The following is a 26,395-nucleotide window of genomic DNA, read 5'->3' on the forward strand; positions in this document are numbered from 1 at the left end:
AACTTATGGGCGTTTAGATAAAACTTCGTCCACAAGACCGTATTCTTTCGCAGCTTGCGCTGTCATAAAGTTGTCACGGTCAGTATCTCGAGCAACAGTTTCGTAGTCTTGACCACTATGCTCTGCCATTAAACGATTTAAACGTTCTTTGATGAATAGAATTTCACGTGCATGAATTTCAATGTCAGATGCCTGACCACGGAAACCACCGAGTGGTTGGTGAATCATGACACGGGCATTTTCAAGACAGTAACGTTTGCCTTTAGCACCGGCATTAAGCAGGAATGCACCCATCGATGCTGCTTGCCCCATGCAGTAAGTCACAACATCAGGTTTAATAAATTGCATGGTATCGTAAATCGCCATACCTGCAGTAACCGAACCGCCTGGTGAGTTGATATATAAATGAATATCTTTATCTGGGTTTTCTGCTTCTAAGAACAACATTTGGGCAACAATCAAATTTGCCATGTTGTCTTCAACTTCACCGGTTAAAAAAATCACACGTTCACGCAAAAGGCGTGAATAAATATCAAAAGAACGCTCGCCACGAGATGACTGTTCTACCACCATTGGTACTAGTGCGTTTTCAATTGTTGGAACATACATACGTTATTTATTCCTAAATTTTTCTGACTCAACCCATAATTCACAATATGAGGGATATTTGTCGAAATTGCAAAAGATTCCCAATTAAATAACAGATATTTTTTTCATAAGCATTGTGAAATCAGGACAACTTATTTGGGGGCAAATTTCGATAAAAAAAGGCGCTTAATGCGCCTTTTTTTGAAAGCTAGAAATTAGCCTTGTTGACGAGCTTGTTGCTCTTTCAATAAGTCTTCATAGCTCACAGTTGTATCAGTTACTTTAGCAGAAGCTAAGATGTGATCTACAACTTGGTCTTCTAGAATAACAGCTTCGATTTGAGCACGTTGCTGTTTATCGTTGTTGAAGTATTCAATTACTTCTTTAGGATCTTCGTAAGAAGAAGCCATGTCTTCGATGTAAGCATCAACACGTGCAGCATCAACTTCAATTTTAGCATCAGCTAATACTTTGCTGACCAATACGCCAAGTTTAACTGATTTTTCAGCTTGCTCTTTGAATAGGTCATCTGGAAGCATGCTTGAATCAAACGCTTTAGCGCCTTGAGCACCAAACTGTTGAGTGAATTGTTGGATCATTTGTTGACGTTGACGGTCAATTTCTTGAGCAACCATTGCTTCTGGAAGTTCTACTTCGTTTGCAGCTACAAGCGCATCAAAAGTTGCACCTTTCACTTGGTTACGAAGACCGTTTTTCACTTCACGTTCCATGTTTTTACGCACGTCAGCTTTCAGCTTTTCAACGCCTTCTTCTTCAGTTAGACCGAAGATTTTTAAGAATTCAGCATCAACTTCTGGAAGTTTTTGTTTTTCAACAAGCTTAACAGTGATTTTGAATTGAGCAGCTTTACCAGCAAGGTTTTCAGCTTGGTAGTCTTCAGGGAAAGTTACATCGATAACTTTCTCTTCGCCTTTCTTCATACCAACGATACCGTCTTCGAAGCCAGGGATCATACGACCAGAACCAAGAACGAGTTTAAAGTCTTCAGCAGCGCCGCCTTCAAACTTCTCGCCATCAACAGTACCTTCAAAGTCGAAAGTTACTTGCATGTCTTTTTTAGCCATGCCTTTAGTTTCAACCCATGAAGCGCGTTGTTTTTGAAGATTTTCAATCATCTTCTCAACGTCTTTGTCGTCAACTGAAGTTGTTTTACGTTCAACTTCTAGACCTTCGAACTTAACTTCAACTTCTGGATAAACTTCTACAGTTGCTTCATAAACTAAAGCATCATCTTTCATTTCAGTTTTTTCAATGTTTGGCATACCAACAGCATTGATTTTTTCTTGTTGGATCGCTTCGAATACTGTGTCACGAATGATGTCGTTTACAACTTCTTGATAGATACCAGCACCGTATTCACGACGAACAACGTTTACAGGTACTTTACCTGGACGGAAGCCGTTGATCTTCACAGTTTTGGCAGTGCGTTTCAAGCGAGCTTCAAACTGCTCGTTAATACGGCTCGTCGGTACAGATACATTTAAACGACGGGCAACGCCCGAAACCGCTTCAGAAGTTACTTGCATGGCTTCCTCGATAATTTGTTAGTTAAAACAGTTTTAAAAAAAAGTGCCACATTATATGACAACAATTAAAGATATACAAAAATGGATTATAACACTATAAATTCAAGCATGGATGCCCTTCTTATCTTTAGAATTTTTCAGCTTTTTTCGAAGAAATATTGATTATTTTTTAATTCACTGTTGAAAATGAGAAACTTTCTCACTATTATTCTTAATGATATTTTTTTAATTTATTTTCATATATTTATCTCGTCCATATTTGGAATTCTTTTATGAGTAAATTTAATCTCAACCCACTTTCCGCTGCTTTATTTGGGGCAATTGTAACCACCACGAGTTTCGCACATGCTGAAACGACTGAATCTCAAGCTCAACAGATGGAAACCATTGTTGTTTCTGCAGCGGGCTTTGAACAAAAGATCAAGAATGCTCCTGCTTCAATCAGTGTTGTTACAAAAGCAGACATAGAAAAGAAAAATGCTTCTAGCATTGCAGATTTACTAGCTGACATTCCGGGCATTGATATTCGTGACGGTATTGGTAAAACATCCGGCTTAAACGTAAAAATGCGTGGTCTAGGTAATGACTATAGTTTGGTTTTAATTGATGGACGTCGCCAAACAACATCTTCTGACGTAACTCCAAATGGTTTCGGTGAATCATCAAATGGTTACTTACCACCCCTTGCTGCAATTGAGCGTATTGAGGTCATTCGTGGTCCTATGGCTACTCGCTATGGCTCAGAAGCAATGGGTGGTGTAATCAACATTATTACTAAAAAAGTGTCTGATACATGGACTGGTAATGTTACTGTGAGTGGTAACCTCATGGAACATAATGGGGAAGCCGACTCAGCAAAAACCAGTTTTGTTTTAAATGGCCCTCTTATAAGCGAACGATTAGGGATGCAGCTACGCGGTTCTTATTTAGACCGTCAAAAATCTGAACGTATTCCAGGTACATCTGGCCGTGACCCACGCCCAAGTGAAGCAGATAATTTTGATTTTGGTGGTAAATTATCCTTTAACTTAGATGATAAAAATAGTTTCTGGTTAGATGGCTTCCATTCAAGTCAAAACTATAAAAATGATGATAATCGACTGGGCACTCAAGACACACCGAGCCGTGCTAATGGTTATAAAGACGAACTAGAATTTAACCGTGATCAAATTTCTGCTGGACATGAGGGTAACTATGATTTTGGTAAATGGTCATCTTACGTAAGCCATACAACTACTGAAACCGTAGGCCGTACTATTCCACGAAACACATTCCCATTAAATGCATTTGCAGGTACAGATCGTACATTAGAAAACACTGACTTTGTTGCTGATACACATATCGTCATGCCTATTGCAGATCATAAAATCACAGTAGGTGCCGAATATAAAGAAGCAGAAATTGCTGACGATATTGCGGGCGTGGGTTCAAAATTCAAAAAAGACTCATTATCTTTCTACGCTGAAGATGAATGGCGCCTTTTAGATTCAGTTGCTTTAACTTTAGGTGGACGTTATGAAGATCATTCAGGTTTTGGTGGTCACTTCAGCCCACGAGCATATTTAGTTTGGAATACTAATGAAAATCTAACACTGAAAGGTGGTGTAAGTACGGGTTACAAAGCACCTTCTGCAAAAGCATTACACAATGGCGTGATTAGTGTTAGTGGTCAAGGTGCAACTTTTGGTGTCGGCTCTCCTAATCTTAAACCTGAAGAATCCACCAACTATGAATTAGGCTTTAATTATAACAAAGGTAGCTTTGACTTAACCACAACGGCATTCTTTAATAAAATTGAAGATCTGATAACTGATGGAGCTGACCTTTGGAACTGTTACTCTGAAACAAATCCAAACCAAGCAGGTTGTGTGAGCTATGGTTCCCATATTACTCAAGATAGTTTTTCACAAAGTATTAATGCCAATGAAGCAGAAACTAAGGGCGTTGAAGTTAGCTTGAAATACAGCATTATCCCTGAATGGGATATTAAAGCTGCATATACCTATATGGAAAGTGAGATCACAAAAGGTGAAAATAAAGGCTCGTACCTAAATAACGTACCCAAAAATGCTTTTAATATGACATCTACTTGGCATATTAATCCTTCACTCGATGTTTGGTTACAGCATGAGTATAAATCTGATCGTAAACGTTATAGTACAGTCCAAACTGCTGGTGATGCTGGCATCATTTATGCTGCAACAGGTAATAAGTTGAAGGGGTATAATTTATTTAACCTCGGTACAAGTTATAACCTTAACGAAAATATTCGTATTAATGGTTCTGTAAATAACTTATTAGATAAAGACTTCACAAGCAATGGAACTTATATCAATAGCCAAAATGTAGAGGCATCGTACTATGACTACATGACTATAGGTTCTTCAATGGCTGGAACTTACTTAGCTGGTCGTAACTACTGGTTATCCATTTCTTATGATTTCTAACTTTTAGTACTTATAAAAGACAAAACTAAAAAACCTGCTTCGGCAGGTTTTTTGCATAAATAATTTACGATTACTTCTTATTTAATTCACAATCATGTCTATATTTATAATCTCAATTAAACATAAAAAAACAATATATTTTATCAATATTTAAATAAAACATAGTCTTAATTAATACTTGTTATATCATTACATTAAATAGGACTATCACAATATGATTATTTATCGTGATTTACAATTACATAAAGATGTAAGAAAAAATAAGAATCATTATTATTCGCATACAAATTCACTATTCCAAATCGGGTTCGAAATGGCCTTCATTAAAACACGTAAGAAAATTGTTTCTTCAGCAATTGCTTCTTCACTTTCTGTTATTGCTGTTAATGCAATCGCACAAGAGCAAGTTACTCAACTTCCAACGATTAACCAAGAAGTTGCTGCTGAAAAAGCACCAAGCTTAAAAGTTGATAAATCTGCGAATGCTAAATTTGTTGCTCCCCTTCTTGATACACCAAAATCAGTATCAGTGATTTCTAAGCAACTGATTGAAGACACGCAAGTCACAACTTTAAGTGATGCTTTACGTACAGTACCTGGAATTACCCTCGGTGCTGGTGAAGGTGGCAATCCAAATGGCGACCGTCCATTTATCCGTGGCTACAGCTCTGAAAGCTCAATGTATATAGATGGTATTCGTAATTCAACCTCACAAAACCGTGAAATGTTTGCCATAGAACAAGTTGAAGTCACCAAAGGTTCTGCTTCTGCTATGGGTGGTGCAGGTACTGTTGGCGGTAGCATCAACATGATTTCTAAAGTGGCTAAAAAAGGTGACTTTTTAGAAGGTTCAGTTGCTGGCGGTACAGATGCTTATGCACGTGTAACACTAGATGGCAATAAAGATTTTGGCAATGGGATTGCTGCACGTGTTGCAATAATGGGCCACATGAATGAGAAAGCAGGTCAATCTGACGGTGCTGAATATAAACGTGCAGGTATTGCCCCTAGTATTACTTTTGGCTTAGACACCCCTACTCGTGCAACTTTAAGTTATTACTATTTAAAATCGGATGACACTCCCGATTCAGGTGTTCCATATTGGGATGCTGGTTTAGGTAAACCACAAGGTAAACCAGCGGAAGTAAAACAAGGCGTTTATTATGGTTGGAAAGATCGTGACTTCCAAAAACAAGAGAACCAAGCAGGGACAATCAAGTTAGAACATGATTTAACTGACAATTTAACCGTTACAAACACTGCAATGTACAGCAAATCTAAAAATGATTATGTCTGGACAAACCCTGATGATTCTAAAGGCAATGTAGCTAATGGCCAAGTATGGCATCGTCAAAACTCTGCCATCACAGATAGCGATACCTTTACAAATCAATTAGCATTGATAGGTAAATTTGCTACAGGTGCCATTAATCATAGCTTTAATGTTGGTGCTGAATACAGCAAGCAAGAAACTGACAAAGGTGGTTATAACATCATTAACAGTAAAGATGGCAAAGTTTCCTCAACTGGGTTTTACAGCGACTGTAAAGACCTTTCAAGCAATTGGTGTACTTCTCTAAACAATCCAACTCAAAAACCATTTTTAGATCGTCTAGAAGCCCGCCAAGACTTTGATGCCACGGTTGAAAGCACTTCTGTATATTTATTAGATAGTATTGAAATCACACCACAATGGTTACTTGATCTTGGTGTGCGCTGGGACAAGTTTGAAGCTGCACAAAACTTTCGTGCTACATCTTCAGCTGCTGCATATACAGCTAACAATGATTCAGACTTCTTTACATATCAATCAGGTATAACCTTTAAACCTGTTGAAAATGGTTCAATTTATGCAAGTTATGCTACCTCTGCCAGTCCTGTTGGCTTAAATGCTGGTTGGGGAGATAACAGCGAAACCATAAATGCTAATAACCAAATGATCGATCCTGAAGAAGCACAAACTTACGAGTTGGGTACTAAATGGGACTTGTTAAATGATCGTTTGAATTTAACAGCAGCGATCTTCCGTACTGAAAAACAAAATACTCGTGTACAACTTGACCCAACAACTTATGCGAATGTAGGTGAAAGTAAAGTTGATGGTGTTGAATTAGGATTAAATGGTCAAATTACCGATAAATGGGATATTTCGGCAGGTTATACTTATCTTAATAGTGAATTAACAAAAAATGGTAAATCATGCCGTGGTTCAGGTTCAACAGCAACTTGTACAGATAATGCCATTTATAATGGCAACCAAATGCCTAATGTACCTAAACAAGCAGCAACATTATGGACTACCTATAAGATATTGCCGCAATTAACTTTGGGTGGTGGTGCAGTATATTCAGACAAAGTTTATGGTGATGTTGCAAACATCAAATGGGCTCCATCTTATGTACGCTACGATGCTATGGCGCGTTATAATGTCAACAAAAATGTTGATTTACAACTTAACGTAAACAACCTTTCTGACAAACGCTACTTCACTAAAGCGTATGCCTCACACTATGCAACTGAAGCAGAAGGTCGCAGCGCAGTTCTGTCTGTAAACTTCAAATACTAAGAAAAAATAAATACCATAAATAATTTATGGTATTGACTCAAATAGCCTCGCTTCGAGGCTATTTTTGTATATGATCGAAACACAAACATTACATTTCAAAAGGTCAGACCGTGATTCACCATATTCCAAATGTATTGAGTAAAGAACAGGTCAACTACTTCCGCACAGAAATGCAAAAAGTAGAATGGATTAATGGTCAAAAAACTACGGGCTCACTGTCTAAAAATGTAAAAAACAACCAACAGCTAGATATAGACCATCCATTAACACAGCATTTAGGTGACATTATTCTGCATGAATTGTCACAACACGCGCTTTTTACATCGGCAGCCCTACCCCTCAATATTTTGCCGCCCTATTTTAATCGCTATGAAAATGGTGAAACGTTTGGTTTCCATGTCGACAATGCCATTCGCTGGATGCCTGACAGCAATCAAAAAATTCGTACCGATTTGTCCTGCACGATTTTTCTAAGTGAACCTGAAGAATATGAAGGTGGTGAACTTGTGGTAGAAGACACCTATGGCTACCACGAAGTGAAATTGCCTGCCGGAGATTTGATTTTGTATCCATCTACCAGTGTGCATGAAGTTACTCCTGTGACTGCAGGCTGTCGTATTGCGTCATTTTTTTGGTTGCAAAGTATGATCCGTGAAGATGCTGAGCGTCACATGTTATTTAATCTCGATCAAAGCATTCAAAATTTGCGTATGCAATTGGGTGATGCACATAGTGAAGTCGTCAAGTTGACGAGTCTGTATCACAACCTTATCCGCAAATGGGCCGAAATTTAAAGCTCAAGGTCAATAGACATGGACAAACTACCAATGACTGATCACAACATTTTAGCGCCACTGACTCAGATTCCAGCTCATTTGCAAACCATTGCAGATTACGAAAAACAGGCTGAATTGCACCTTTCTCAAATGGTGTGGCAGTACTTGCAAGGCGGCTCGATGGATGAACACAGTGTCCGTGGCAATTTGTCTCAGTTTGAACAGATACAACTGCTACCACGTATGCTGAAAGATCTAACCCAAGGTCATACCCAAATCGAAATCTTAGGGCAACGTTTCCCGCATCCGATTTTTGTAGCACCCATTGGTCACCAACAACAATTTCATCCTGATGCTGAAGCTGCAACAGCCCTCGCTGCCGAAGTCCTTGGCAGCAATATGATCCTCAGTACATTTACCAATACAGATATGCGTGAGTTAAAGCAGGACAATCCGTACAAATGGTTCCAATTGTATTGGCAAGGTGAGCGCGAAAAGTCATTATCACTGGTCAAGATGGCAGAAGAACATGCTTATACAGCAATTGTAGTAACCATTGATTCCCCGCATACAGGGATTCGTGACCGTGAACGTCGAGTGTTTTTTCATTTGCCTGAAGGCATGCAACATCCGCATACCCCTGCACATATCCCATTGCCTGAGCTCAATGATGGCGACCATCCCGTATTTAACGGTCTGATGAAAATCGCACCAACATGGGCGGATATCCTTTGGCTCAGTCAAAACACCTCATTACCGATTATTTTAAAGGGCATTGTCAGTCCACATGATGCTGAACTTGCCCTGCAACACGGTGTACAAGGCATTATTGTGTCGAATCATGGTGGGCGCGTACTGGACGGTTGCATCTCCCCTATCACCGCCTTAGAACTGATTAAAAAAGTTGTGCCTACGGATTTTCCAGTTTTATATGATGGTGGTATTCGTCGTGGTTCAGATGTGTTTAAAGCGATAGCCTTGGGTGCATCTGCCGTATTAGTTGGACGTCCTTGCATTTATGGTTTAGCTACAGCGGGCGCTTTAGGTGTTGCCCATGTACTCAAAATACTGAAAGAAGAATTTGAGATTACGATGGCATTGATGGGAACAGCCACCGTCGATGAGATCAATAAAGATTATATTTTTCAAAAAAGCTAATTTTATAGAAAAATATTTTCCAGTAATGGCATCTTGACGCAAAAATAGGAAATTATTTCCGGAATATATGGACTAATATTTAGTTATACATTTACGAGCTTACGGTAAAGCTAAGTCATGTGAATCTTTACGGATTTATTTCGACTTTCGACTAAAGACTCCGAAATTAAACTTGTAAATTGCTAGAATAGACACAATCTATATAAGTAGTACCTTGCCGTTTATCCACGACATTTATCCACGGTGCTATAAGGAGTTTTCACATGATGTTGGCAGATCCAAGCAAAAAATACCGTCGCATGTACCAACGTGTAGACTTACCAGACCGTCAATGGCCAAATAACGAAATCAATAAAGCGCCGATCTGGATGAGTACCGACCTTCGTGACGGTAACCAAGCGATCTTCGAGCCAATGAACATTGAACAAAAGTTTAAAATGTTCCAAATGCTTGTGAAAATTGGTTTCAAACACATTGAAATCGGCTTCCCTTCTGCATCACAAATCGACTTTGATTTCACTCGTTTGTTGATCGAAGGCGGTCATATTCCTGATGATGTGTACATCGAAGTTTTGGTTCAAGCACGTGATCATTTGATTCAACGTACATTTGAATCATTACAAGGTGCAAAACGTGCCATCGTGCATATCTACAACTCAAATTCTCCAACCTTCCGCAATAAAGTGTTGAATGTTGATGTTGCTGGTGCAAAACAATTAGCGATTAACGCTGCAACGAAAGTCAAAGAATACGCTGCAAAACAGCCTGAAACTGAATTTGTATTCCAATACAGTCCAGAGTGTTTTACTGCAACAGAATTAGAAGTGGCTAAAGATGTCTGTGATGCGGTCACTGAAATTTGGGAAGCATCTCCAGAGAACAAAGTGATTTTAAACTTGCCTGCAACGGTTGAAGTTTCTGGTCCAAACGTCTATGCAGACCAAGTGGAATGGATGCACCGCAACATTCAGCGCCGTGACGGTGTGATTATTTCTGTGCACTGTCATAACGACCGCGGCTGCGGTATTGCCGCTTCTGAGTTGGCCATTATGGCTGGTGCTGACCGCGTCGAAGGCTGTGTGTTTGGTAACGGTGAACGTACAGGTAACGTGGACGTTGCAGCGATTGCATTGAACATGTATACCCAAGGTGTTGCGCCAAACTTAGATTTCTCAAACATTAACGAAATCATTTCAATCATTGAAGAATGCACAGGCTTGCCGGTACACCCTCGTCATCCGTATGCTGGTGATTTGGTCTTCACCGCGTTCTCTGGCTCACACCAAGATGCCATTAAAAAAGGTTTCGAGTTCCAAAAGAACGAAGAAATGTGGGATATGCCTTATTTGCCAATCGACCCGAAAGACTTGGGCCGCGACTATGATGCCGTGATTCGTGTCAACTCACAGTCTGGTAAAGGCGGTATTGCGTACTTGTTAGAATCAAATTACAACGTGGTGTTGCCTCGTCGTATTCAAATTGAGTTCTCGCAAATCGTACAGCAAAAAACAGATGAAGACGGTACCGAGATTTCTGCGCAAGCAATCTGGTCTTTATTTAAAGACACGTATGTGGCTGCCAAAGACACGCATTATGCGGCGAAAAACTACCGCTTACATGATGAAAATGGCAAACAAGTCATTGAGCTTGATGTCGAAGTGAACGGTGAGATCCAGCAATTACGTGGTGAAGGCAACGGCCCAATCTCTGCTATCTTAAATGCCTTGCAGTTACCGATTGATGTCTTGAACTATGAAGAACGCAGCATCAGTTCAGGCGCGCATGCCAAAGCCTTGGCGTTGATTGAGCTTCAAGTGAAAGGCACAGGCAAGTCTGCATTCGGCGCAGGTGTACATGACAACATCGTGACTGCATCCATCGAAGCGATTATTGCCAGCACTAACCGTTTAATTGAACAAGGTGTTTTAAGTACTGAACAAGTGATTGCTGCTGCAGTCTAATTCAATGCTTTAAATATCAAATAGCAATAAAATGACTTTAGAAGGATACCCTCAAGTGGTATCCTTTTATTATTCATACTAAAGATTTAAGGCGAATTATTCCTGTGTCTTTTCCAGCTGACTCAGTGGGCTTAGTTACCCCACAAAAGTTTATTTTTGAAGAGCCGTTAGAGCTCGAATGCGATCGCATACTCCCACGTTTTGAGCTCATGGTTGAAACTTATGGCGAACTGAATGCGGACAAATCCAATGCCATTTTGATTTGTCATGCTCTGTCAGGCCATCACCATGCAGCAGGTTATCATCATGAAGATGACCGTAAGCCGGGTTGGTGGGACGCATGTATTGGACCAGGCAAAGCCATTGATACGTCAAAATTCTTTGTCGTAGCACTAAATAATATTGGCGGCTGTAGCGGTTCTACTGGACCGACCTCTCCAAATCCTGAAAATGACAATCGTCCTTATGGTCCTGATTTCCCATTAGTGACTGTCCGTGACTGGGTCAAAACCCAAGCCATGTTGTCTGATCGTTTAGAAATTCAGCAGTGGTATGCGGTGATTGGCGGCTCTTTAGGGGGCATGCAAGCTCTACAATGGTCTGTGGACTATCCAGATCGTTTACAAAAGTGCGTGATTATTGCCAGCACACCTAAACTGTCTGCGCAAAACATTGCCTTTAACGAAGTGGCACGTCAGTCGATTTTGTCTGACCCAGATTTCCATGATGGTCGCTATTTAGAAAATGACAGTTATCCTAAGCGAGGTTTGATCTTGGCCCGTATGGTCGGTCATATCACTTACCTCTCTGAAGAGGCCATGAAACAAAAATTTGGCCGTGACTTAAAGTCAGGTAAATTTATGTATGGCTTTGACGTCGAATTCCAAGTCGAAAGTTATTTGCGTTATCAAGGTGAGCAATTTAGCCGTAACTTTGATGCCAATACCTATTTGATCATGACCAAGGCTTTAGATTATTTCGATCCATCACGTGAATATGAGCAATCATTAAAAACCGCGATGTCTAAAACCAAGTGTCAATTTTTAGTTGTTTCATTTACAACGGACTGGCGTTTTACCCCTGCTCGTTCGCAAGAAATTGTAGATGCATTAATTAGCAATCATAAGCCTGTGAGCTATGTCGATATTGATGCTGAACAAGGCCATGACTCTTTCTTGTTCCCGATTCCGTTATATGTGAAAAGCTTACGTGCATTCCTAGGCGGTGTAAAACACCTGCAAGAAACACCGAAGGAGACCAACTAATGCGTATTGATCATCAACTTGCTGAACGTTGGATTAAACCAGATTCAAGCGTACTCGATTTAGGGTGTGGTGACGGTGAACTGCTTGCACATATGAGCAAAAAGCACAATATTCGTGCATATGGCTTAGAAATTGATCAAGAAAAGATTGCAATTGCAGTCAGTCGCGGGTTAAATATCATCCAACAGGACTTGAACTTAGGTTTAAGTCGCTTTGCCGACCAGTCTTTTGACTATGTGGTTATGGCACAAGCCTTGCAAGCTGTAGATGCACCAGACGTTCTCTTAAGAGACATGGTGCGTGTGGGGAAACAGGCTATTATTACCTTTCCAAACTTTGCACATTGGAAGACTCGTTCTTTCCTTGCATTAAAAGGAATGATGCCCGTTTCAGACGCGTTACCCTATATGTGGTATAACACGCCCAATATTCATTTATGTACTTTCCGTGATTTTGAAGCGCTGTGTGCTGAAAATAACATCCGGATTATTAACCGACTTGCCGTGAATGGGGATCAACAAGACAGTTTACTCAGTAAACGTCTCCCAAATCTATTTGGTGAAGTCGCAATTTATCGAGTGAGCGCTCTATGAAAAAATTATTATTAAGCACGACGCTACTGATTGGACTTTATAGCATACAAGCCCATGCGGATTATGTTGCTCCATCATCTTCAGTTTCTAGCCAAGCTGCTCAATATTCAATTATGGATATTCACAGCTTAAGTAAAGCTGCTAAAGCAGGTCAGCCCGGTGCTCAGTTTTACTTAGGCACTAAATATCAACAAGGTAAAGACGTTGCAAAAGATGAACGTCAAGCTTTTGCATGGTATAAGGCTGCTGCTGATCAAGGTTTATCTGCAGCACAGCTTAATGTAGGTCGTATGCTTGCAGATGGCATTGGGACTAAAAAAGATGAAGCGCTTGCTCGTCAATATTTCGAAAAAGCAGCCAGCCGTGGTGATAACCGCGCAAGCTTTAACTTAGCCATGATGGAAGAGCAAAAGAAAAACTACATGGGTGCATACCAATGGTATGAGCTTTCTACCCGTGATGGCATGCTCGACAACAAAGTGATTAGCTTGTCTGAAGGCAAAAAAACCGCTTTAGCAGCGAACTTAAGCCAAGACCAAATCCGTCAAGCACGTGACCGTGCGGACAAATGGATTCAAGCACAATAAGTTTTTGAATCTTAAAAAGCACCTTCGGGTGCTTTTTTATTAAATATATACTTCTAAAACAACCCATATTTTTAAAATTATAAGGGCAATACATGAAAATAAATTTTGAAGTCATTCAATATTCAAGTGGATATTATTCTGGATTAAACATACAGATTATTCCTTTTAACCTTGATCAAAATCCAAACTTGCAAAACTCTATCGTTATTGATGAACTCGCTTTTTCACTTATCGAAAAATTCTTCTTTGAACATGAAAGCCCTTGGTCACACTGGGGACCAACTTATGTTTATCCTGAAAAAATCACTACAATTATTGAAAGGCTGAATCATTATAAAAACTATCTAAATGAAAAAAAATTTTTAACTTATAAAGATAATGTTCAGCTTCTCTTTAAAAAAGAAACAAAAAATTTTAGGAAGAAATTCCCTAAATATAAAACTAAAGTAATCACTATGATTAACCAAGTCATTGGATTTTTAAAAAACATTCAAATCAACAAAATTGATGGTATTACAGTAATAGGAGTCTAAAGCGCATTTAACTTCAACCAGATACGTTAAATCCGTTAAAATACTTTTCAATATTCAACATAAAGAGCGATTCTGCATGGCTTCATCTAATTGGTTATCTCAAGGCACTTTGGTTCTGGCGAGCAACAACAAAGGTAAAATTGCAGAATTTGAAAAAATGTTTGCCGAGCTTAATCTTCCTGTTGAAGTGATTCCTCAAGGTCAGTTGAACATTGAAGATGCCATCGAAGACGGCCTAAGCTTTGTTGAAAATGCCATTATTAAAGCGCGTCATGCGTCGAAAATTTCAGGCAAGCCAGCCATTGCAGATGATTCTGGCATTTGCGTTCCTGTACTCGGTGGCGCACCAGGGATTTACTCTGCGCGCTATGCAGGTGAACATGGCAATGATGCCGCTAACAATGCCAAGTTGCTTGCTGACCTCAAACCACTCCGTAAAGAGGGTGAAGCCATCGAAGGGATGTTTGTATGTGTCTTGGCTTTGGTCCAACATGCAGAAGACCCACTCCCACAAATTTTCCAAGGGATTTGGCGCGGTGAAGTGATGGAAGCAGCACGTGGTGAAAATGGCTTTGGCTATGACCCACTGTTTTGGCTGCCTGAACTAAACGTTTCTAGCGCTGAATTATCAAAAGAAGAAAAAAATAAAATCAGCCATCGTGGTCAGGCGATGAAATTATTTAAAGCAAGTTTGAAATAATTCGAATTGGAGTTAATCTTAATGCCAAAGATTAACTCCAATCCCTGAATAAAAATAGAATAATTATGGCACTTCAACCGATACAGATCATATGCAACGCTTGCCATCACACTTCAACTGAAATCCCAACACGCTCATTTCTTGGTTTTCAAAAACTAAGCTGCCCTCATTGCCATGCGCAACTAACCTACCCGCTCACCTCAGGCTTTCGTACCACTTACGTTATTTTTGCAGTGTTGATCGTACTGTCGATCATGCTTAATCTGTCGCAAGGTCAGGTTGGATTTCCAGGCCTGATAGGTATCGCGATGATATATGCCCTCGTGCGTGATTGGCAGATTCGAAAACAGCTCAAGTAGTCGCCCTTTGCGGGCATCTATAATTCACTTTTCATTTTAAAGCGAAAAAAGATGCAAAATTAACCCATAAAAACTAACGACGATGCAGCTCATAATCGTACCTGAAGCAATATAACGTGCCGAAGTGCCTGTTCCTTGATAATGTGTTTCTAAAGCAACAATATTGGCTGCAGGGGGTAAGCAGAACAGCATGAACATCACCCCAATATATTTCTCGATCTGGGGAATTGGAAGAAAGGCATAACTCAAACTACAGATCACCGCGCCAACGGTGAGTTTCATCGCATAAATACGACTACTGTTAATCAGATCACGCCATTGTACCTTGGTTTGACGCAGCCACATGCCTAAGACACACATTCCTGTGAAACTCATTCCAATTTTTGCAGCCTGATACAGCCAATCTAAGATCTGATGTTCTTCTAAATGTTGTAATCCAACTATTCGACAGACACCTGCAATCATCAAGGCAAATACAGGCGGTGACATCGCCACTTTTTGAATCACGCTCGACCATGGTAGTTGGGCTGAACTGACGGCTGTAACAGCCCACATATTGCCAAAGATAGAACCACCGACATACAAAGCCACCATCGCTGCACTAATTTCAGGGCCGAACAATGCTAATGCAAAAGGAAAACCCAGCCAAGCCAAGTTCAAATAACTGACACACAAGGCACGTAAACTATCTTTTAACAGCCAGCGAAATAAATAAAACATCAGCACGGCAACACTAAAGCTAAAGAGCATCAGCGCTAAACTGCCTGCTTGATAGAACACCATGTTGTAGATGATTACGGCTGGAATAAAACAGCGTGCAAGTAAGCTAGAAAAAATCGATTTGAGCGATGCGGTTCCTGATAATGATGCCAATCCGAGGCCACTTAAAAAACCCAATATCGGAAGAAGAAACGCCACTACACCACCCTCACTGCTCAATCCATGCATAGTAACACTGAACATAAGCTTCGCGGCTGTCTTTAAACTGCAACATCTTGGTCACTTCACTGTCATCTACAACTGCTGAAATGTTGTGCAAACCAACAAGAGGATAACAAGATGGCTGGACTATCGATTTGGCATGTACTGATTTTTGCAATTGTGGTGATTTTACTCTTTGGTACCTCTAAGCTAAAAAACTTGGGTAAAGATGTCGGCGGCGCGGTCAAAGATTTCAAAAAATCGATGCGTGATGAAGACGCAGCAAATACGCAGCTTAATGAGCCTCGCACGCTAGAGCATGAAGCTCAAAATAAAACCAATTCCTCAGTTCAAAGCTAAGGGGTTGTCATAATGCTTAATATTGGTATTAGCGAATTACTGGTGTTCAGCATTATTGCGCTGATCGTACTCGGCCCAGAAAAACTGCCTGAAGGTATCCGCTTTGCAGGTAAATGGTACGGGAAAGTTAAACGACTGATCAGTAACGTGCAAACAGATATTGACCGTGAACTTCGCATGTCCGAACTTCGTGAAGAAATGCAAAAAGAAATGCAACGTATTCAACAGCTCGAAGCGCGTATGCAGGCGCAGATGAATGAATTGCAACAAACGCAACACCCCATAGAACAGACTGCGCAAAAACAACAAGAAGCCGTCCTACCTGACAATAAAAATTTATCCCCACGTTATCAGTACATCGAACGTGGTCAGAGCACGATCTTTGCCGTGGCTACACCCCAAATGAAAAAAAAGCACGAGATTAAAACAGACCAAGCTCCTACATTAAGTTCGACCGATGCATTAGCAGAATATCAGGTGGCCGTATGACAGATCTTTCACTGAATAATTCACAGAACACTGTGCCTGATTTGGAAGAAATGCCAATCACCAAACATTTGGTGATTTTGCGTCGGCATTTGATCAAAATTACAGGACTCATTTTGATTCTGTTCTTTTGTTTATTGCCCTTTGCCAATCAAAGCTATCAATTGATGTCAGAGCCACTGCGTGCTCAACTGCCAATGACCTCATCCATGATTGCAACGGATGTAACCGCCACCTTTATGGCGCCGTTTAAGCTGAATTTCTTTGTCGCGCTAATGCTCGCGATGCCCTTCGTGATTTATCAACTTTGGGCCTTCATCAAACCTGCACTGTATGAAAAAGAGCGGCATTTGGCGATGCCCTTATTATTCGGCAGTATCGTCCTCTTCTATGCCGGAATTGCATTTGCCTATTGGGTTGCCCTGCCCTCCATCCTACATTTTTTTATGAGTGTTTCCCCTGAAACAGTCGCCCCAATGACGGACATCAATAGTTATTTAAGTTTCTGCTTAAAGCTTTTTTTGGTGTTTGGGCTGACCTTTGAAATTCCCATCATCACGCTAATTTTGATTTTGATCGGGGTGGTGTCTACTCAAACCTTGGTGGAGAAGCGTCGTTTTATTATCGTCGGCTGTTTTTTTGTCGCCATGTTTGCCACGCCACCCGATGCGCTTTCGATGATCATGTTGGCCATTCCCATGTGGATGCTGTTTGAGCTGGGTTTATTCTTTGGCAAGCTGATTGAAAAACGACGTGCATCTGCACCTTAAACAAACTTATTTTTCGACAATTTTGGTGAGTTTTACACCTAAGAGGCTATCTCAGCCTCTTTTTTTATGCGCCCATTTAATGTTTTGCAATTTTCATGCAGCGAAATCTAAACGCCTATTTCATCAGTTTGCAACATTAGCTTCAAAGCATTGTCATATTTTATCGATAGTTTTATGTGATCAACTTTTACCCAGCACACCTTTGCCAGGATTTAAATTCATGACAAACATGCCATATAACGAAGATCAAGAACTTGATAACAACACTTCGGATAACCTTCATTTTCGTGACATTTTAGAACAGCGCATCAGCCGTCGTAGCTTGATTACCAAGACTGCGAGTGGTGCAGTCGCACTTGCATTGGCATCTTCATTAACGGGGTGTAATGATGACAATGACTCAGATTCAAATAGCAATACCAAACCACCAGTTACCGATCCAAATCAAAAACCGACCAAGTTCAATTTCACACCAGTGAAAAAGAATTTAGACGATATTGTGACTGTTCCTGAAGGCTATCAAGCGCATGTACTATATGCGATGGGTGACTCGATTAACCCTGCATACCCAGCGTGGGATGATAACAATGTTCCTTCTGGCCCGAGCTTCCAATTCCGCTCTGGTGACTGCCATGACGGTATGAGCTTCTTTGGTTTAAATACCACCTCTGGACGTTATGATGCCAAGCAGTCAGACCAAGGTTTGTTGGTGATGAACCATGAATACATCAATCCGATCTTCTTACACCCGCAAGGCCCAACCAAAGTGGAAGGTCGTCGCCCTGAAGATGAAGTTATCCGTGAAGTCAATGCACACGGTGTTTCTGTGATTCAAATTGAAAAAGACAGCAAGACTCAAGCCGTTAAACTGGTACAAAACTCTCCATTTAACCGTCGTATTACCGCATCGACCGTAATGGACTTTAAAGGCCCTGTTGCAGGCTCAAGCTTAGTTTGCACGAAATTTTCAACCAATAGCCAGCAAACCCGTGGTACACACAACAACTGCGGTAATGGCTATACCCCTTGGGGCACTTACCTGACAACAGAAGAAAACTTCATTGGTTACTTCGCTCGTGCAAAAGACGATGATGCCAAACGTAGTCCGGCTGAAATTGTGGCACTCAACCGTTATGGCCTAAAAGCGGGTGCGAACTCACGCTATGGTTGGGAAACGGCGATTGGAAGTAATGAGTCACAAGATTTATATGACCGTTGGTCAGCGAATGTTACCGGTACTCAGGCAGCAGAAGATTATCGTAATGGTCCAAACACCTTTGGTTGGATTGTCGAAATCGACCCATTTGACCGTCGTGAAAACCCCGTAAAACGTACAGCACTGGGTCGCTTTGCACATGAAGACTGCCGTGCAAGTCGCTTACGTGAAGATGACAACCTTGCGTTTTACATGGGTGATGACTCACGCGGTGAATACATCTATAAATTTGTATCCGACCAAAAATGGAATAAAAAAGATGTCAACGGTGGCTATGCTGCAGGTGACAAATACATGAACAACGGTAAGTTATACGTTGCCAAATTTAACAATGACGGCAAAGGTCAATGGATTGAATTGAGCTATAACGTCAATGGTTTAAACCAAAGCAACAGCGTGTATCCGTTTAGTTCACAAGCAGATGTGCTGACCTTCGCACGTCTTGCCGCAGATGCTGTCGGTGCTACCAAAATGGACCGTCCTGAATGGGTCGCTGTGCATCCAGACAATGGTGAAGTCTATGTGACCCTCACCAATAACTCGAACCGTGGTACGACGCATGCACTAGATGCTGCCAACCCTCGTAACTACACCGACCCTGAAGGTGGTAAAGGCAATGTCAACGGTCATATTATCCGTTTCCGTGAAGATGGTGATACAACCACAGCACTCAGCTTTACTTGGGATATTTACCTGTTTGGTGCTGAAGCAAAAATGGCGAGCAACATTAACTTATCTGGTCTAAATGACAATAATGACTTGTCATCACCTGATGGGATGTGGTTCGACCCACGTGGTGTGTTATGGATTCAAACTGATGACGGTGCTTATACCGATACCACCAACTGTATGATGCTTGCTGCACTTCCGGGTCAAGTCGGTGACGGCTCGAAAGCCACGACCTCATCGGGTCAAGAAACCATTGTGGGGGCAAAACTGAATGATGAAAACTTACGTCGCTTCCTGACCGGACCAAAAGAGTGTGAAATCACAGGTGTAACAATGACACCTGACTACAAAGCGATTTTTATCAATGTGCAACATCCCGGTGAAGATTCAGCATCCTATTCTGAACCGACCAGCCACTGGCCGGCATCACAAACCAATGCTGCAGCGACCTCACGTCCTCGCTCAGCGACCGTTGTCATCACCCGTAAAGATGGTCGAGTGATTGCTGGCGAAGCGGTAGAACAAGCTCAGCCAACACAAAAAACCGCATAAAACACCTTTAAAAAATAAGCCGACGAATCGTCGGCTTTTTTTATACCTTTAAATGCACTTGTATCTGGGTGATCTGTCCTTGTTGCTCACCCTGCTGCTGTTTTTCCTGCCAATGCCACTGTGAATCCCGCATACACAATAAATTTGAACAGCGGGTGCCATACACCGGACTTTGAATAAAGGTTGAAGACAGCAAATGTTCCATTTCCGCCTGAATCCCAGTATTGGGTAACAATGATGGAATGATTTTACGTTCATCTTCCAAAATATCCCACGCAGCAGCGTCTATATCCGCCTGTGGTTGCTGGCTTTGTAGCATCGGCAAAAATTCTTGAGTGAAACGTTTGCGTAAATGTCGGGTCTTTTCCCAATGTTCAGTCATTAAACCATTGGATGTGACATACACCCCTTTGGCTAAGACTTGTGGTGCTTCACCGCGATTACTCATATAAACGGCTTGAGTGGCATCGCCAACGAATAAATTAAAGCCAGCATAATTACATTGGATTTGTTCCAGTGCTTGCGCAAACCGAATGGGCGTTTGCTCAGATTCTAAAAATTGCTGAATCAAAGCGCCACGTGAAGTGGGATATGTGGTCTGATCACGACCATCACGAAAATTGGTCACAATCGCCCAACGCCCTTGAGCGGTTATCCCCATCCATGTTCCACCAGACTGTAAGTCCTGCCCTGCAATAATCGGACTATCTACCCATTGCTTTAGGCCTGCCGTCGGTCGATGATAAAACTCATCACGATTCGAAATCAGGCAGAGTGGCATGTCATCCAAGACCTGCCAAGCAAAAGCCACAATGCACATATTCAACTCTCAATATCTTTACACATTGAATGTACAACATTTTTCAGCACATTCAGCTAAAATCTGTGCAAAACATAATGACAAGGAACAGCAATGCTGACATATCCAAATATCGACCCTGTGGCGATATCACTGGGGCCACTACAAGTTCACTGGTATGGTCTGATGTATTTATTGGCCTTTTTATTTGCATGGGGCTTGGCAACCTACCGTGCAAAACAACGTGACGGCTGGAACGCAGAAATGGTCTCAGACCTGATTTTCTACGGTGCATTGGGTGTCGTGATTGGTGGACGCTTTGGCTATGTCTTCTTTTATGGTTTCGATCAGTTCCTTGCCAACCCATTGTGGCTATTCCAAGTTTGGACAGGCGGCATGAGCTTCCATGGGGGTTTCCTTGGTGTCATGATTGCCATGTTACTGTGGTGCAAGAAATATAAAATGACTTGGTTCCAGACCCTCGACTTTATTGCACCCTGCGTTCCGACAGGCTTAATGTTTGGTCGTATTGGCAACTTTATTGGTGGCGAACTATATGGTCGTGCAGTGACTGACCCAAATTTTGCTTTCGGTATGATCTTCCCAACCGATCCACTTCAGTTGGTGCGCCATCCGTCGCAGCTTTATCAAGCACTCTGTGAAGGTTTAATTCTGTTTATCGTGCTGTGGTGGTTTAGTTCAAAACCTCGTCCACGTTATGCCGTTTCAGCCTTGTTCCTTATCGGATATGGTATCGCACGCTTCACCGTTGAATTCTTCCGTGAGCCGGACAATGGTCAACTGTTCATTGGATGGATGAGTAAAGGTCAGTTCCTGACGGTTCCGATGATTCTGATTGGCCTATGGATGATGTGGTATGCCTACCAGAAAAAAATCTATGACTGGGGTCCACAAAAAAATCATTAATATTTTATAATTGTCTTTAAGCAAGCGAGGTCTAAGCCTCGCTTTTTTATGCGCTGAAATTTATTCCTTCATACGCATTTACTCCACATGAAGTGACTGAATTAGACAACTGATCTGTGCTAAAGTTTATTCAGCTTATTTTAAAACTATCGATCCATGCTTGAATTTTGGTTTAACCCCAGCGTTTCTGTACTTAAAAAAATCCTGTTTTTTATTGCGATGGTCGTACTGACCGGTGTTCTGTATTGGATGGAACCCCTAACACTTCAAGCCATTCTAATGTTCATGGGTACAGGCGTCATTTTCCTGATTTGTCGTTATTGCAAGATTCATTTTGCAGCAAAAAACCCAACAGGTTTGCTCTATCGTTTATTGACGTGGATACCGATTGCACTGCTGTTGGCATTGGTTTTTATCAACATGAATAGGGGTGAAATTCTGATCCCGGGTGCTCAAGGCATTGGCTTCATGGCTTTGGCAATCTGCCTACTCTCCCCGATTTCTCTACTGAATAAAAACGAGAAAACTTCACCCCAAGGTAAAATTTAAATGCTGACGTTTTGGTACTCTGAGCGCTGTAACCGACAAATCAAGCTCATCATTTGTATCAGTACCTGTGTGCTTATTTTTCTATGCGCTGAACAAAAACAACTAGATCCCCGCTTTGCGGGCATAAGTTTAGCGATTGGTTTGATGATTGATCTGCTTTATAAGCTCAGACAAGACAAACTAAAAACACTGTCTCCGTCATTAAAATGCGGTTTGGCTACTTTGCCAATTTTATGTTTAGTGTGCTTAATTTATTTTCTACCCAATGAGCAACGCTGGATTTTAGCGCTGCAATGTATGGGCTTTGCGGCAATTGGATTATTTATCGTCTCGATCTACAGTCAGCGTGCAAAAAGGTTTGAAGACTAACCTTTTTTCACTGAAGGATTATCAATCCGCTAAGCGATAATAGCTATATTTCACATTTGGAGTTCGATAGACCGCATAACCCGCTTGACGATAATCAGACACCCAATCCTTACCTGAATATGCTGCGATATGACCATAACGGCTACTTTGATTGCGGTCGATAATATAAATATCGCCTTTCTTTGGTCGATCAAACGCTAAATTAATTTTTTGATAACCAATTTTTTGTAATGTGCTGCCCCAGTCTGCTGCGGCAACGGGGTGACCGTTAAAACGTGCCCCTGCGGACTCAAGTGCTAAACGAACACTGCGGGCACATTTCTGAGTACTTCTTTGGCGGGTAATGCCTTGTAAAAATCCAGTCAAACGATCGATATCGATACGCTGACCATTTCGGGATACCACATTTTTAGTCGCTGCTTTTTGAGTGGTATTGGACTTGCCCGTATTTTTACTCGCCTGAGAACGAATTATGATATTTGCCTGAACTGGAGCATGCACTTCACTCAAGTTTACATTGTGATCATAAGCCATTCTTTAACCCACACTCCCGCCTATATTTAGGCATTCAAAAATTTTAACGAGGGTGATAGTACCGCGTAAATCATGTTTTTTCATGTAAAAAATGTAAGATTTCTTAAACAAATCTTCACATTTAAATACGATCGTCTATTTTTAATTCAATTGGATTTATTTTTGATATCAAACTCTTATTCGGAAATAGCAGCCCAAAACCACCTCTTTAAAATGAGAAAAATCACGTATATTTTTTTAATCAAACTTATCTGTATTTTTTTCAACGCTGCGAATGTAACATCGCTCAATATATAAACAATAGAGCTTAAGTCTTCTAAGCTCGTGCTTGATTGAACAGACATATTGTCTCGTTAACACTTGATGTAATTGTTATAAATAGACGTCTTCAACTCAGACAATTCAGCGCTTGTTGCCTGCAAAATTTGGTCATCACCCAATAAACACCGTATGTTTTTGATTTTTTAAACCCGACCATATTCAAGCGCCCATCGCAGTTCCTTCCTCACGCAAAACAAGCTAATATGTGCCACAAGAAATTTAGCAAATTATGAGAGAGACATGCGCCAGTATTTAGACCTTTTACAACACATTCTCGACAACGGCGGCGACAAGGGCGACCGTACGGGTACGGGAACACGTTCTGTATTTGGTCATCAAATGCGCTTCGATCTTTCTCAAGGTTTCCCTTTACTCACCACCAAAAAAGTTCATTTCCGCTCTATCGTGATTGAACTACTGTGGTTCCTTAAAGGCGATACCAATGTTCAATATTTGCAAGACAATAAAGTTTCCATTTGGGATGAATGGTCTACAGCAGAACAAACTGCGCGTTTTGGTCGTCCTGCTGGCGAATTAGGTCCTGTTTACGGTCATCAATGGCGTAATTTCGGTGCAACCAAAAAAGCCGATGGCCTATATGAACAAGATGGTTTTGACCAAATTAAATGGTTGGTCAATGAAATCAAAACCAATCCTAACTCTCGTCGTCTAATCGTGTCGGGTTGGAACCCAAATGAGGCAGGTAATGTTGCATTGCCACCATGCCATACCTTGTTCCAATTTTTTGTCCAAAACGGAAAATTATCCTGCCAATTATATCAACGCAGTGCTGACGTTTTTTTGGGTGTGCCGTTTAACATTGCCAGCTATGCCCTGTTAACACACATGATTGCGCAAGTTTGTGGTCTAGGTGTAGGCGACTTCGTTTGGACCGGTGGGGATACACATTTATATGCCAACCATTTCGAACAAGCGCAGTTGCAATTGACACGTGAACCAATGGGTCTGTGCCAATTAAAACTCAATCCTGAAATTACCGATCTTTTCGATTTTAAATTTGAAGATATTGAAATCGTAGGTTATGAATCACATCCTGCGATTAAAGCCCCTGTTGCGGTTTAATTTCAGAAATCCCAAGTGAAAAGCAAAATCCCGCTTTACCTCAAGCGGGATTTTGCATTCTAATAGACGACAAATAATTCGGCTATTTGAGTTCAAACTATGGCATTTCAAAATTTAGAAATCGTGCACGTTGTCGCTATGGATCAGCAGCGCTGCATTGGTAAAGGTAATGATTTGCCGTGGCATATTTCTGCCGATTTACAGCACTTTAAAGCCATCACCCAAGGTGGTGTAGTGGTTATGGGACGCAAAACCTTAGAGTCTATGGGACGTACCCTTCCGAAGCGTGTCAATTGGGTCATTACACGAGATAGCAATTGGTCATTTGAAGGCACCAAAGTCGCATATAGTATCGACGAGGCGTTAACGCAAGCTGTTGCTGATGTCGCAAGTTCAGAAAAACCAACGAGTCTTTTTATTATTGGTGGTGGTGAAATTTTTAAGCAAACCATCGGCATCGCAGACCGTTTAGAACTCACGCATGTTGAACTGGATGTTCAAGGTGATGCGCATTATCCTGAAATTCCTGCGGACTTTCAAAAAGTGGCGTCAGAACAACATATCGACGACAAAACTGGGATTGCTTTTGAGTTCGCAACTTACCGAAAATAAAGAAAAATCTTAAGCTAAAAGAAAAATATGCAACAGAGTGACCAACAAGCAATGTTCAAAAAAATAGGGCGAAGTATTCTTCATGCTCTATTTAGTGTGTTTGTCCTCTGTTCTTCGATTTGGCTTTGTGCTGCCCTGTGGATACAGCAACCGGCAGGCTGGTTAGGCAGCCGCATTATCATTGGAATCTGGATTGCTTTTGCCCTGAGCATTTTAGGCATCTATATTACCCAACACTTTTTTAGCCGTCGTAAAGATGTCTTGATTTATATAGTGGGCTTTATTTGCGGTCTATTTTGGTATTTTGGCATGGAAGCGCGTCAAGATCGTGAATGGAATCCTGAAGTGGCAGAAATTCTGCATTATGAAAAGCAAGGCAATCTGGTCACCTTACACAATGTGCGTAATTTCGACTGGCATGCCGATGGTAGCTTTACCCCGCGTTGGGAAACTCGCCAATATGACCTGAGTCAAATCAATGGCGTCAACATCATTACCTCGTATTGGATGGGGCCGAAAATTGCCCATACTCTGGTCAGTTTTGATTTTGCTGACCGACCACCGCTAACGTTTTCGATTGAAATTCGCAAAGAGAAAAACGAAGAATTCTCTGCGATTGGTGGTTTTTTCCGTAAATATGAACTGAGCCTCATTGCATCAGATGAAAAAGATATCATCTATACCCGCAGCAATACACGCGGAGAACAGGTCTATTTCTTCCCCGTAAACATGCCAAAATCTGAAATGCAGGCGCTGTTTGTAGAATATCTCCATAAAGCCGATGAACTGCAGACTCAACCCAAATGGTACAACACACTCACTAGTAATTGTACAACACTGGTGTTTGACATGATTCAAGCCGTTTCCAAACATCAACTTCCAACCGATTACCGCTTATTTGCATCCGGTTATTTGCCGAATTATTTATATGACCTCCATGCCATAGACCAAAATTGGGATATGAAAACATGGTATCAAAAAGCCCATGTTAACCCTCGTGTCTCTCAAATCAAGCAACTGAGCAGTGAACAATATTCCAAATTAATTCGACAAGGTTTGCCGCATTCACATTCAAATCCAAGCGCCAATCAATTGTAATTCTTAAATAATGATACAAATATGGCTAGCTTATCTGTGCGATATTTGC

Annotated in this window: 25 protein-coding genes; 20 read left to right on the forward strand and 5 right to left on the reverse strand. The window is 41.2% G+C overall.

The features are described 5' to 3' along the window. Positions 1-3: 3 nt before the first annotated feature. Complete coding sequence (gene clpP, locus FTU06_RS00570) at positions 4-609, reverse strand: ATP-dependent Clp endopeptidase proteolytic subunit ClpP (protein ID WP_078192707.1); 606 nt, start codon at positions 607-609, stop codon at positions 4-6. 194 nt (positions 610-803) lie between these two features. After that, on the reverse strand, positions 804-2,135 hold the full coding sequence (tig, locus tag FTU06_RS00575; protein WP_078192708.1) for a trigger factor: 1,332 nt from the start codon (positions 2,133-2,135) through the stop codon (positions 804-806). Positions 2,136-2,407: 272 nt separating this feature from the next. On the opposite strand from tig, the gene FTU06_RS00580 reads away from it, so the two are divergent. The 10 genes from FTU06_RS00580 to rdgB all read left to right on the forward strand — a co-directional run bounded on the left by FTU06_RS00580 (position 2,408) and on the right by rdgB (position 14,721). After that, positions 2,408-4,582, forward strand: a complete 2,175-nt coding sequence (locus FTU06_RS00580; RefSeq protein WP_180144330.1) for a TonB-dependent receptor domain-containing protein — start codon at positions 2,408-2,410, stop codon at positions 4,580-4,582. A 313-nt stretch (positions 4,583-4,895) separates the two neighbouring features. Continuing rightward, positions 4,896-7,148 carry a TonB-dependent siderophore receptor gene (locus FTU06_RS00585; protein WP_180062936.1) on the forward strand — a complete coding sequence of 751 codons (2,253 nt, stop codon included), beginning with the start codon at positions 4,896-4,898 and terminating at the stop codon, positions 7,146-7,148. A 110-nt stretch (positions 7,149-7,258) separates the two neighbouring features. Then, positions 7,259-7,942: a Fe2+-dependent dioxygenase gene (locus FTU06_RS00590; protein ID WP_078192711.1), complete on the forward strand. Its 684-nt coding sequence runs from the start codon at positions 7,259-7,261 to the stop codon at positions 7,940-7,942. Positions 7,943-7,975: 33 nt separating this feature from the next. Continuing rightward, a complete protein-coding gene (locus tag FTU06_RS00595; RefSeq protein ID WP_180065192.1) occupies positions 7,976-9,082 on the forward strand; it encodes an alpha-hydroxy acid oxidase in 1,107 nt (368 codons plus the stop codon). A gap of 263 nt (positions 9,083-9,345) precedes the next feature. Beyond that, positions 9,346-11,043 carry a 2-isopropylmalate synthase gene (leuA, locus tag FTU06_RS00600; RefSeq protein ID WP_111884051.1) on the forward strand — a complete coding sequence of 566 codons (1,698 nt, stop codon included), beginning with the start codon at positions 9,346-9,348 and terminating at the stop codon, positions 11,041-11,043. 104 nt (positions 11,044-11,147) lie between these two features. Continuing rightward, the gene (locus FTU06_RS00605; RefSeq protein ID WP_168377871.1) at positions 11,148-12,308 is read left to right on the forward strand and encodes a homoserine O-acetyltransferase; all 1,161 of its coding nucleotides are present in this window, start codon (positions 11,148-11,150) and stop codon (positions 12,306-12,308) included. After that, positions 12,308-12,901 carry a methionine biosynthesis protein MetW gene (gene metW / locus FTU06_RS00610; RefSeq protein ID WP_067763682.1) on the forward strand — a complete coding sequence of 198 codons (594 nt, stop codon included), beginning with the start codon at positions 12,308-12,310 and terminating at the stop codon, positions 12,899-12,901. Before FTU06_RS00605 ends, metW begins: the two co-directional genes overlap by 1 nt. Beyond that, a complete protein-coding gene (locus tag FTU06_RS00615) occupies positions 12,898-13,488 on the forward strand; it encodes a tetratricopeptide repeat protein (RefSeq protein WP_111884052.1) in 591 nt (196 codons plus the stop codon). The genes metW and FTU06_RS00615 overlap by 4 nt, the downstream gene beginning before the upstream one ends. Before the next feature lie 92 nt (positions 13,489-13,580). Further along, positions 13,581-14,021 (forward strand): hypothetical protein, encoded by a 441-nt coding sequence (locus tag FTU06_RS00620; protein WP_180144333.1) that lies wholly within the window; start codon positions 13,581-13,583, stop codon positions 14,019-14,021. A gap of 76 nt (positions 14,022-14,097) precedes the next feature. Further along, positions 14,098-14,721, forward strand: a complete 624-nt coding sequence (gene rdgB, locus FTU06_RS00625; protein WP_180065187.1) for an RdgB/HAM1 family non-canonical purine NTP pyrophosphatase — start codon at positions 14,098-14,100, stop codon at positions 14,719-14,721. A gap of 395 nt (positions 14,722-15,116) precedes the next feature. Here rdgB and FTU06_RS00630 read toward each other — a convergent pair whose 3' ends face one another. Beyond that, positions 15,117-15,998 (reverse strand): permease, encoded by an 882-nt coding sequence (locus tag FTU06_RS00630; RefSeq protein ID WP_180109056.1) that lies wholly within the window; start codon positions 15,996-15,998, stop codon positions 15,117-15,119. 141 nt (positions 15,999-16,139) lie between these two features. On the opposite strand from FTU06_RS00630, the gene tatA reads away from it, so the two are divergent. The 4 genes from tatA to FTU06_RS00650 all read left to right on the forward strand — a co-directional run bounded on the left by tatA (position 16,140) and on the right by FTU06_RS00650 (position 20,054). After that, positions 16,140-16,361 (forward strand): Sec-independent protein translocase subunit TatA, encoded by a 222-nt coding sequence (gene tatA, locus FTU06_RS00635; protein ID WP_078189673.1) that lies wholly within the window; start codon positions 16,140-16,142, stop codon positions 16,359-16,361. A 12-nt stretch (positions 16,362-16,373) separates the two neighbouring features. Further along, positions 16,374-16,850, forward strand: coding sequence for a Sec-independent protein translocase protein TatB (gene tatB / locus FTU06_RS00640; protein ID WP_078189674.1), 477 nt, complete (start codon positions 16,374-16,376; stop codon positions 16,848-16,850). Further along, complete coding sequence (tatC, locus tag FTU06_RS00645) at positions 16,847-17,617, forward strand: twin-arginine translocase subunit TatC (protein ID WP_180113544.1); 771 nt, start codon at positions 16,847-16,849, stop codon at positions 17,615-17,617. The genes tatB and tatC overlap by 4 nt, the downstream gene beginning before the upstream one ends. A 220-nt stretch (positions 17,618-17,837) precedes the next feature. Next, positions 17,838-20,054 carry a PhoX family phosphatase gene (locus FTU06_RS00650; protein WP_180144335.1) on the forward strand — a complete coding sequence of 739 codons (2,217 nt, stop codon included), beginning with the start codon at positions 17,838-17,840 and terminating at the stop codon, positions 20,052-20,054. A gap of 40 nt (positions 20,055-20,094) precedes the next feature. Here the strand turns inward: FTU06_RS00650 and FTU06_RS00655 are convergent, their stop codons facing one another. Then, a complete protein-coding gene (locus FTU06_RS00655) occupies positions 20,095-20,874 on the reverse strand; it encodes an NRDE family protein (protein ID WP_218946139.1) in 780 nt (259 codons plus the stop codon). A gap of 93 nt (positions 20,875-20,967) precedes the next feature. On the opposite strand from FTU06_RS00655, the gene lgt reads away from it, so the two are divergent. The 3 genes from lgt (at position 20,968) to FTU06_RS00670 (ending at position 22,698) form a co-directional block, all read left to right on the forward strand. After that, positions 20,968-21,780 (forward strand): prolipoprotein diacylglyceryl transferase, encoded by an 813-nt coding sequence (gene lgt, locus FTU06_RS00660; protein ID WP_078189677.1) that lies wholly within the window; start codon positions 20,968-20,970, stop codon positions 21,778-21,780. Positions 21,781-21,936: 156 nt separating this feature from the next. Beyond that, the gene (locus tag FTU06_RS00665; protein ID WP_111884057.1) at positions 21,937-22,329 is read left to right on the forward strand and encodes a hypothetical protein; all 393 of its coding nucleotides are present in this window, start codon (positions 21,937-21,939) and stop codon (positions 22,327-22,329) included. Continuing rightward, positions 22,330-22,698 carry a hypothetical protein gene (locus tag FTU06_RS00670; protein ID WP_180144338.1) on the forward strand — a complete coding sequence of 123 codons (369 nt, stop codon included), beginning with the start codon at positions 22,330-22,332 and terminating at the stop codon, positions 22,696-22,698. It begins immediately after the preceding gene. A gap of 21 nt (positions 22,699-22,719) precedes the next feature. On the opposite strand, the gene FTU06_RS00675 is transcribed toward FTU06_RS00670, so the two are convergent. After that, positions 22,720-23,232 carry a peptidoglycan amidohydrolase family protein gene (locus FTU06_RS00675; RefSeq protein WP_168377881.1) on the reverse strand — a complete coding sequence of 171 codons (513 nt, stop codon included), beginning with the start codon at positions 23,230-23,232 and terminating at the stop codon, positions 22,720-22,722. A gap of 561 nt (positions 23,233-23,793) precedes the next feature. Between FTU06_RS00675 and thyA the strand changes: the two genes are divergently transcribed. From thyA to FTU06_RS00690, 3 genes are all read left to right on the forward strand, one after another. Next, positions 23,794-24,636, forward strand: a complete 843-nt coding sequence (gene thyA / locus FTU06_RS00680) for a thymidylate synthase (protein ID WP_078189681.1) — start codon at positions 23,794-23,796, stop codon at positions 24,634-24,636. A gap of 99 nt (positions 24,637-24,735) precedes the next feature. After that, entirely contained in the window at positions 24,736-25,248 is a 513-nt protein-coding gene (locus FTU06_RS00685) for a dihydrofolate reductase (RefSeq protein ID WP_168377882.1), read from the forward strand. A 27-nt stretch (positions 25,249-25,275) separates the two neighbouring features. Next, positions 25,276-26,346, forward strand: coding sequence for a DUF4105 domain-containing protein (locus FTU06_RS00690; RefSeq protein WP_180144341.1), 1,071 nt, complete (start codon positions 25,276-25,278; stop codon positions 26,344-26,346). Positions 26,347-26,395 lie beyond the last annotated feature (49 nt).

The sequence above is a fragment of the Acinetobacter sp. YH12052 genome (genome assembly GCF_013419835.1).
Classification (GTDB): Bacteria; Pseudomonadota; Gammaproteobacteria; order Pseudomonadales; family Moraxellaceae; genus Acinetobacter; species Acinetobacter amyesii.

Coding starts and splice junctions, on each gene's coding strand:
- rdgB (WP_180065187.1), top strand. CDS start 14,098: ATGGCTTCATCTAATTGGTTATCTCAAGGCACTTTGGTTCTGGCGAGC.
- tatC (WP_180113544.1), top strand. CDS start 16,847: ATGACAGATCTTTCACTGAATAATTCACAGAACACTGTGCCTGATTTG.
- FTU06_RS00615 (WP_111884052.1), top strand. CDS start 12,898: ATGAAAAAATTATTATTAAGCACGACGCTACTGATTGGACTTTATAGC.
- thyA (WP_078189681.1), top strand. CDS start 23,794: ATGCGCCAGTATTTAGACCTTTTACAACACATTCTCGACAACGGCGGC.
- clpP (WP_078192707.1), bottom strand. CDS start 609: ATGTATGTTCCAACAATTGAAAACGCACTAGTACCAATGGTGGTAGAA.
- FTU06_RS00655 (WP_218946139.1), bottom strand. CDS start 20,874: ATGTGCATTGTGGCTTTTGCTTGGCAGGTCTTGGATGACATGCCACTC.
- FTU06_RS00585 (WP_180062936.1), top strand. CDS start 4,896: ATGGCCTTCATTAAAACACGTAAGAAAATTGTTTCTTCAGCAATTGCT.
- FTU06_RS00675 (WP_168377881.1), bottom strand. CDS start 23,232: ATGGCTTATGATCACAATGTAAACTTGAGTGAAGTGCATGCTCCAGTT.
- FTU06_RS00665 (WP_111884057.1), top strand. CDS start 21,937: ATGCTTGAATTTTGGTTTAACCCCAGCGTTTCTGTACTTAAAAAAATC.
- metW (WP_067763682.1), top strand. CDS start 12,308: ATGCGTATTGATCATCAACTTGCTGAACGTTGGATTAAACCAGATTCA.
- FTU06_RS00595 (WP_180065192.1), top strand. CDS start 7,976: ATGACTGATCACAACATTTTAGCGCCACTGACTCAGATTCCAGCTCAT.
- lgt (WP_078189677.1), top strand. CDS start 20,968: ATGCTGACATATCCAAATATCGACCCTGTGGCGATATCACTGGGGCCA.
- FTU06_RS00650 (WP_180144335.1), top strand. CDS start 17,838: ATGACAAACATGCCATATAACGAAGATCAAGAACTTGATAACAACACT.
- FTU06_RS00670 (WP_180144338.1), top strand. CDS start 22,330: ATGCTGACGTTTTGGTACTCTGAGCGCTGTAACCGACAAATCAAGCTC.
- leuA (WP_111884051.1), top strand. CDS start 9,346: ATGATGTTGGCAGATCCAAGCAAAAAATACCGTCGCATGTACCAACGT.
- FTU06_RS00690 (WP_180144341.1), top strand. CDS start 25,276: ATGCAACAGAGTGACCAACAAGCAATGTTCAAAAAAATAGGGCGAAGT.
- tig (WP_078192708.1), bottom strand. CDS start 2,135: ATGCAAGTAACTTCTGAAGCGGTTTCGGGCGTTGCCCGTCGTTTAAAT.
- FTU06_RS00685 (WP_168377882.1), top strand. CDS start 24,736: ATGGCATTTCAAAATTTAGAAATCGTGCACGTTGTCGCTATGGATCAG.
- FTU06_RS00580 (WP_180144330.1), top strand. CDS start 2,408: ATGAGTAAATTTAATCTCAACCCACTTTCCGCTGCTTTATTTGGGGCA.
- FTU06_RS00620 (WP_180144333.1), top strand. CDS start 13,581: ATGAAAATAAATTTTGAAGTCATTCAATATTCAAGTGGATATTATTCT.
- tatB (WP_078189674.1), top strand. CDS start 16,374: ATGCTTAATATTGGTATTAGCGAATTACTGGTGTTCAGCATTATTGCG.
- tatA (WP_078189673.1), top strand. CDS start 16,140: ATGGCTGGACTATCGATTTGGCATGTACTGATTTTTGCAATTGTGGTG.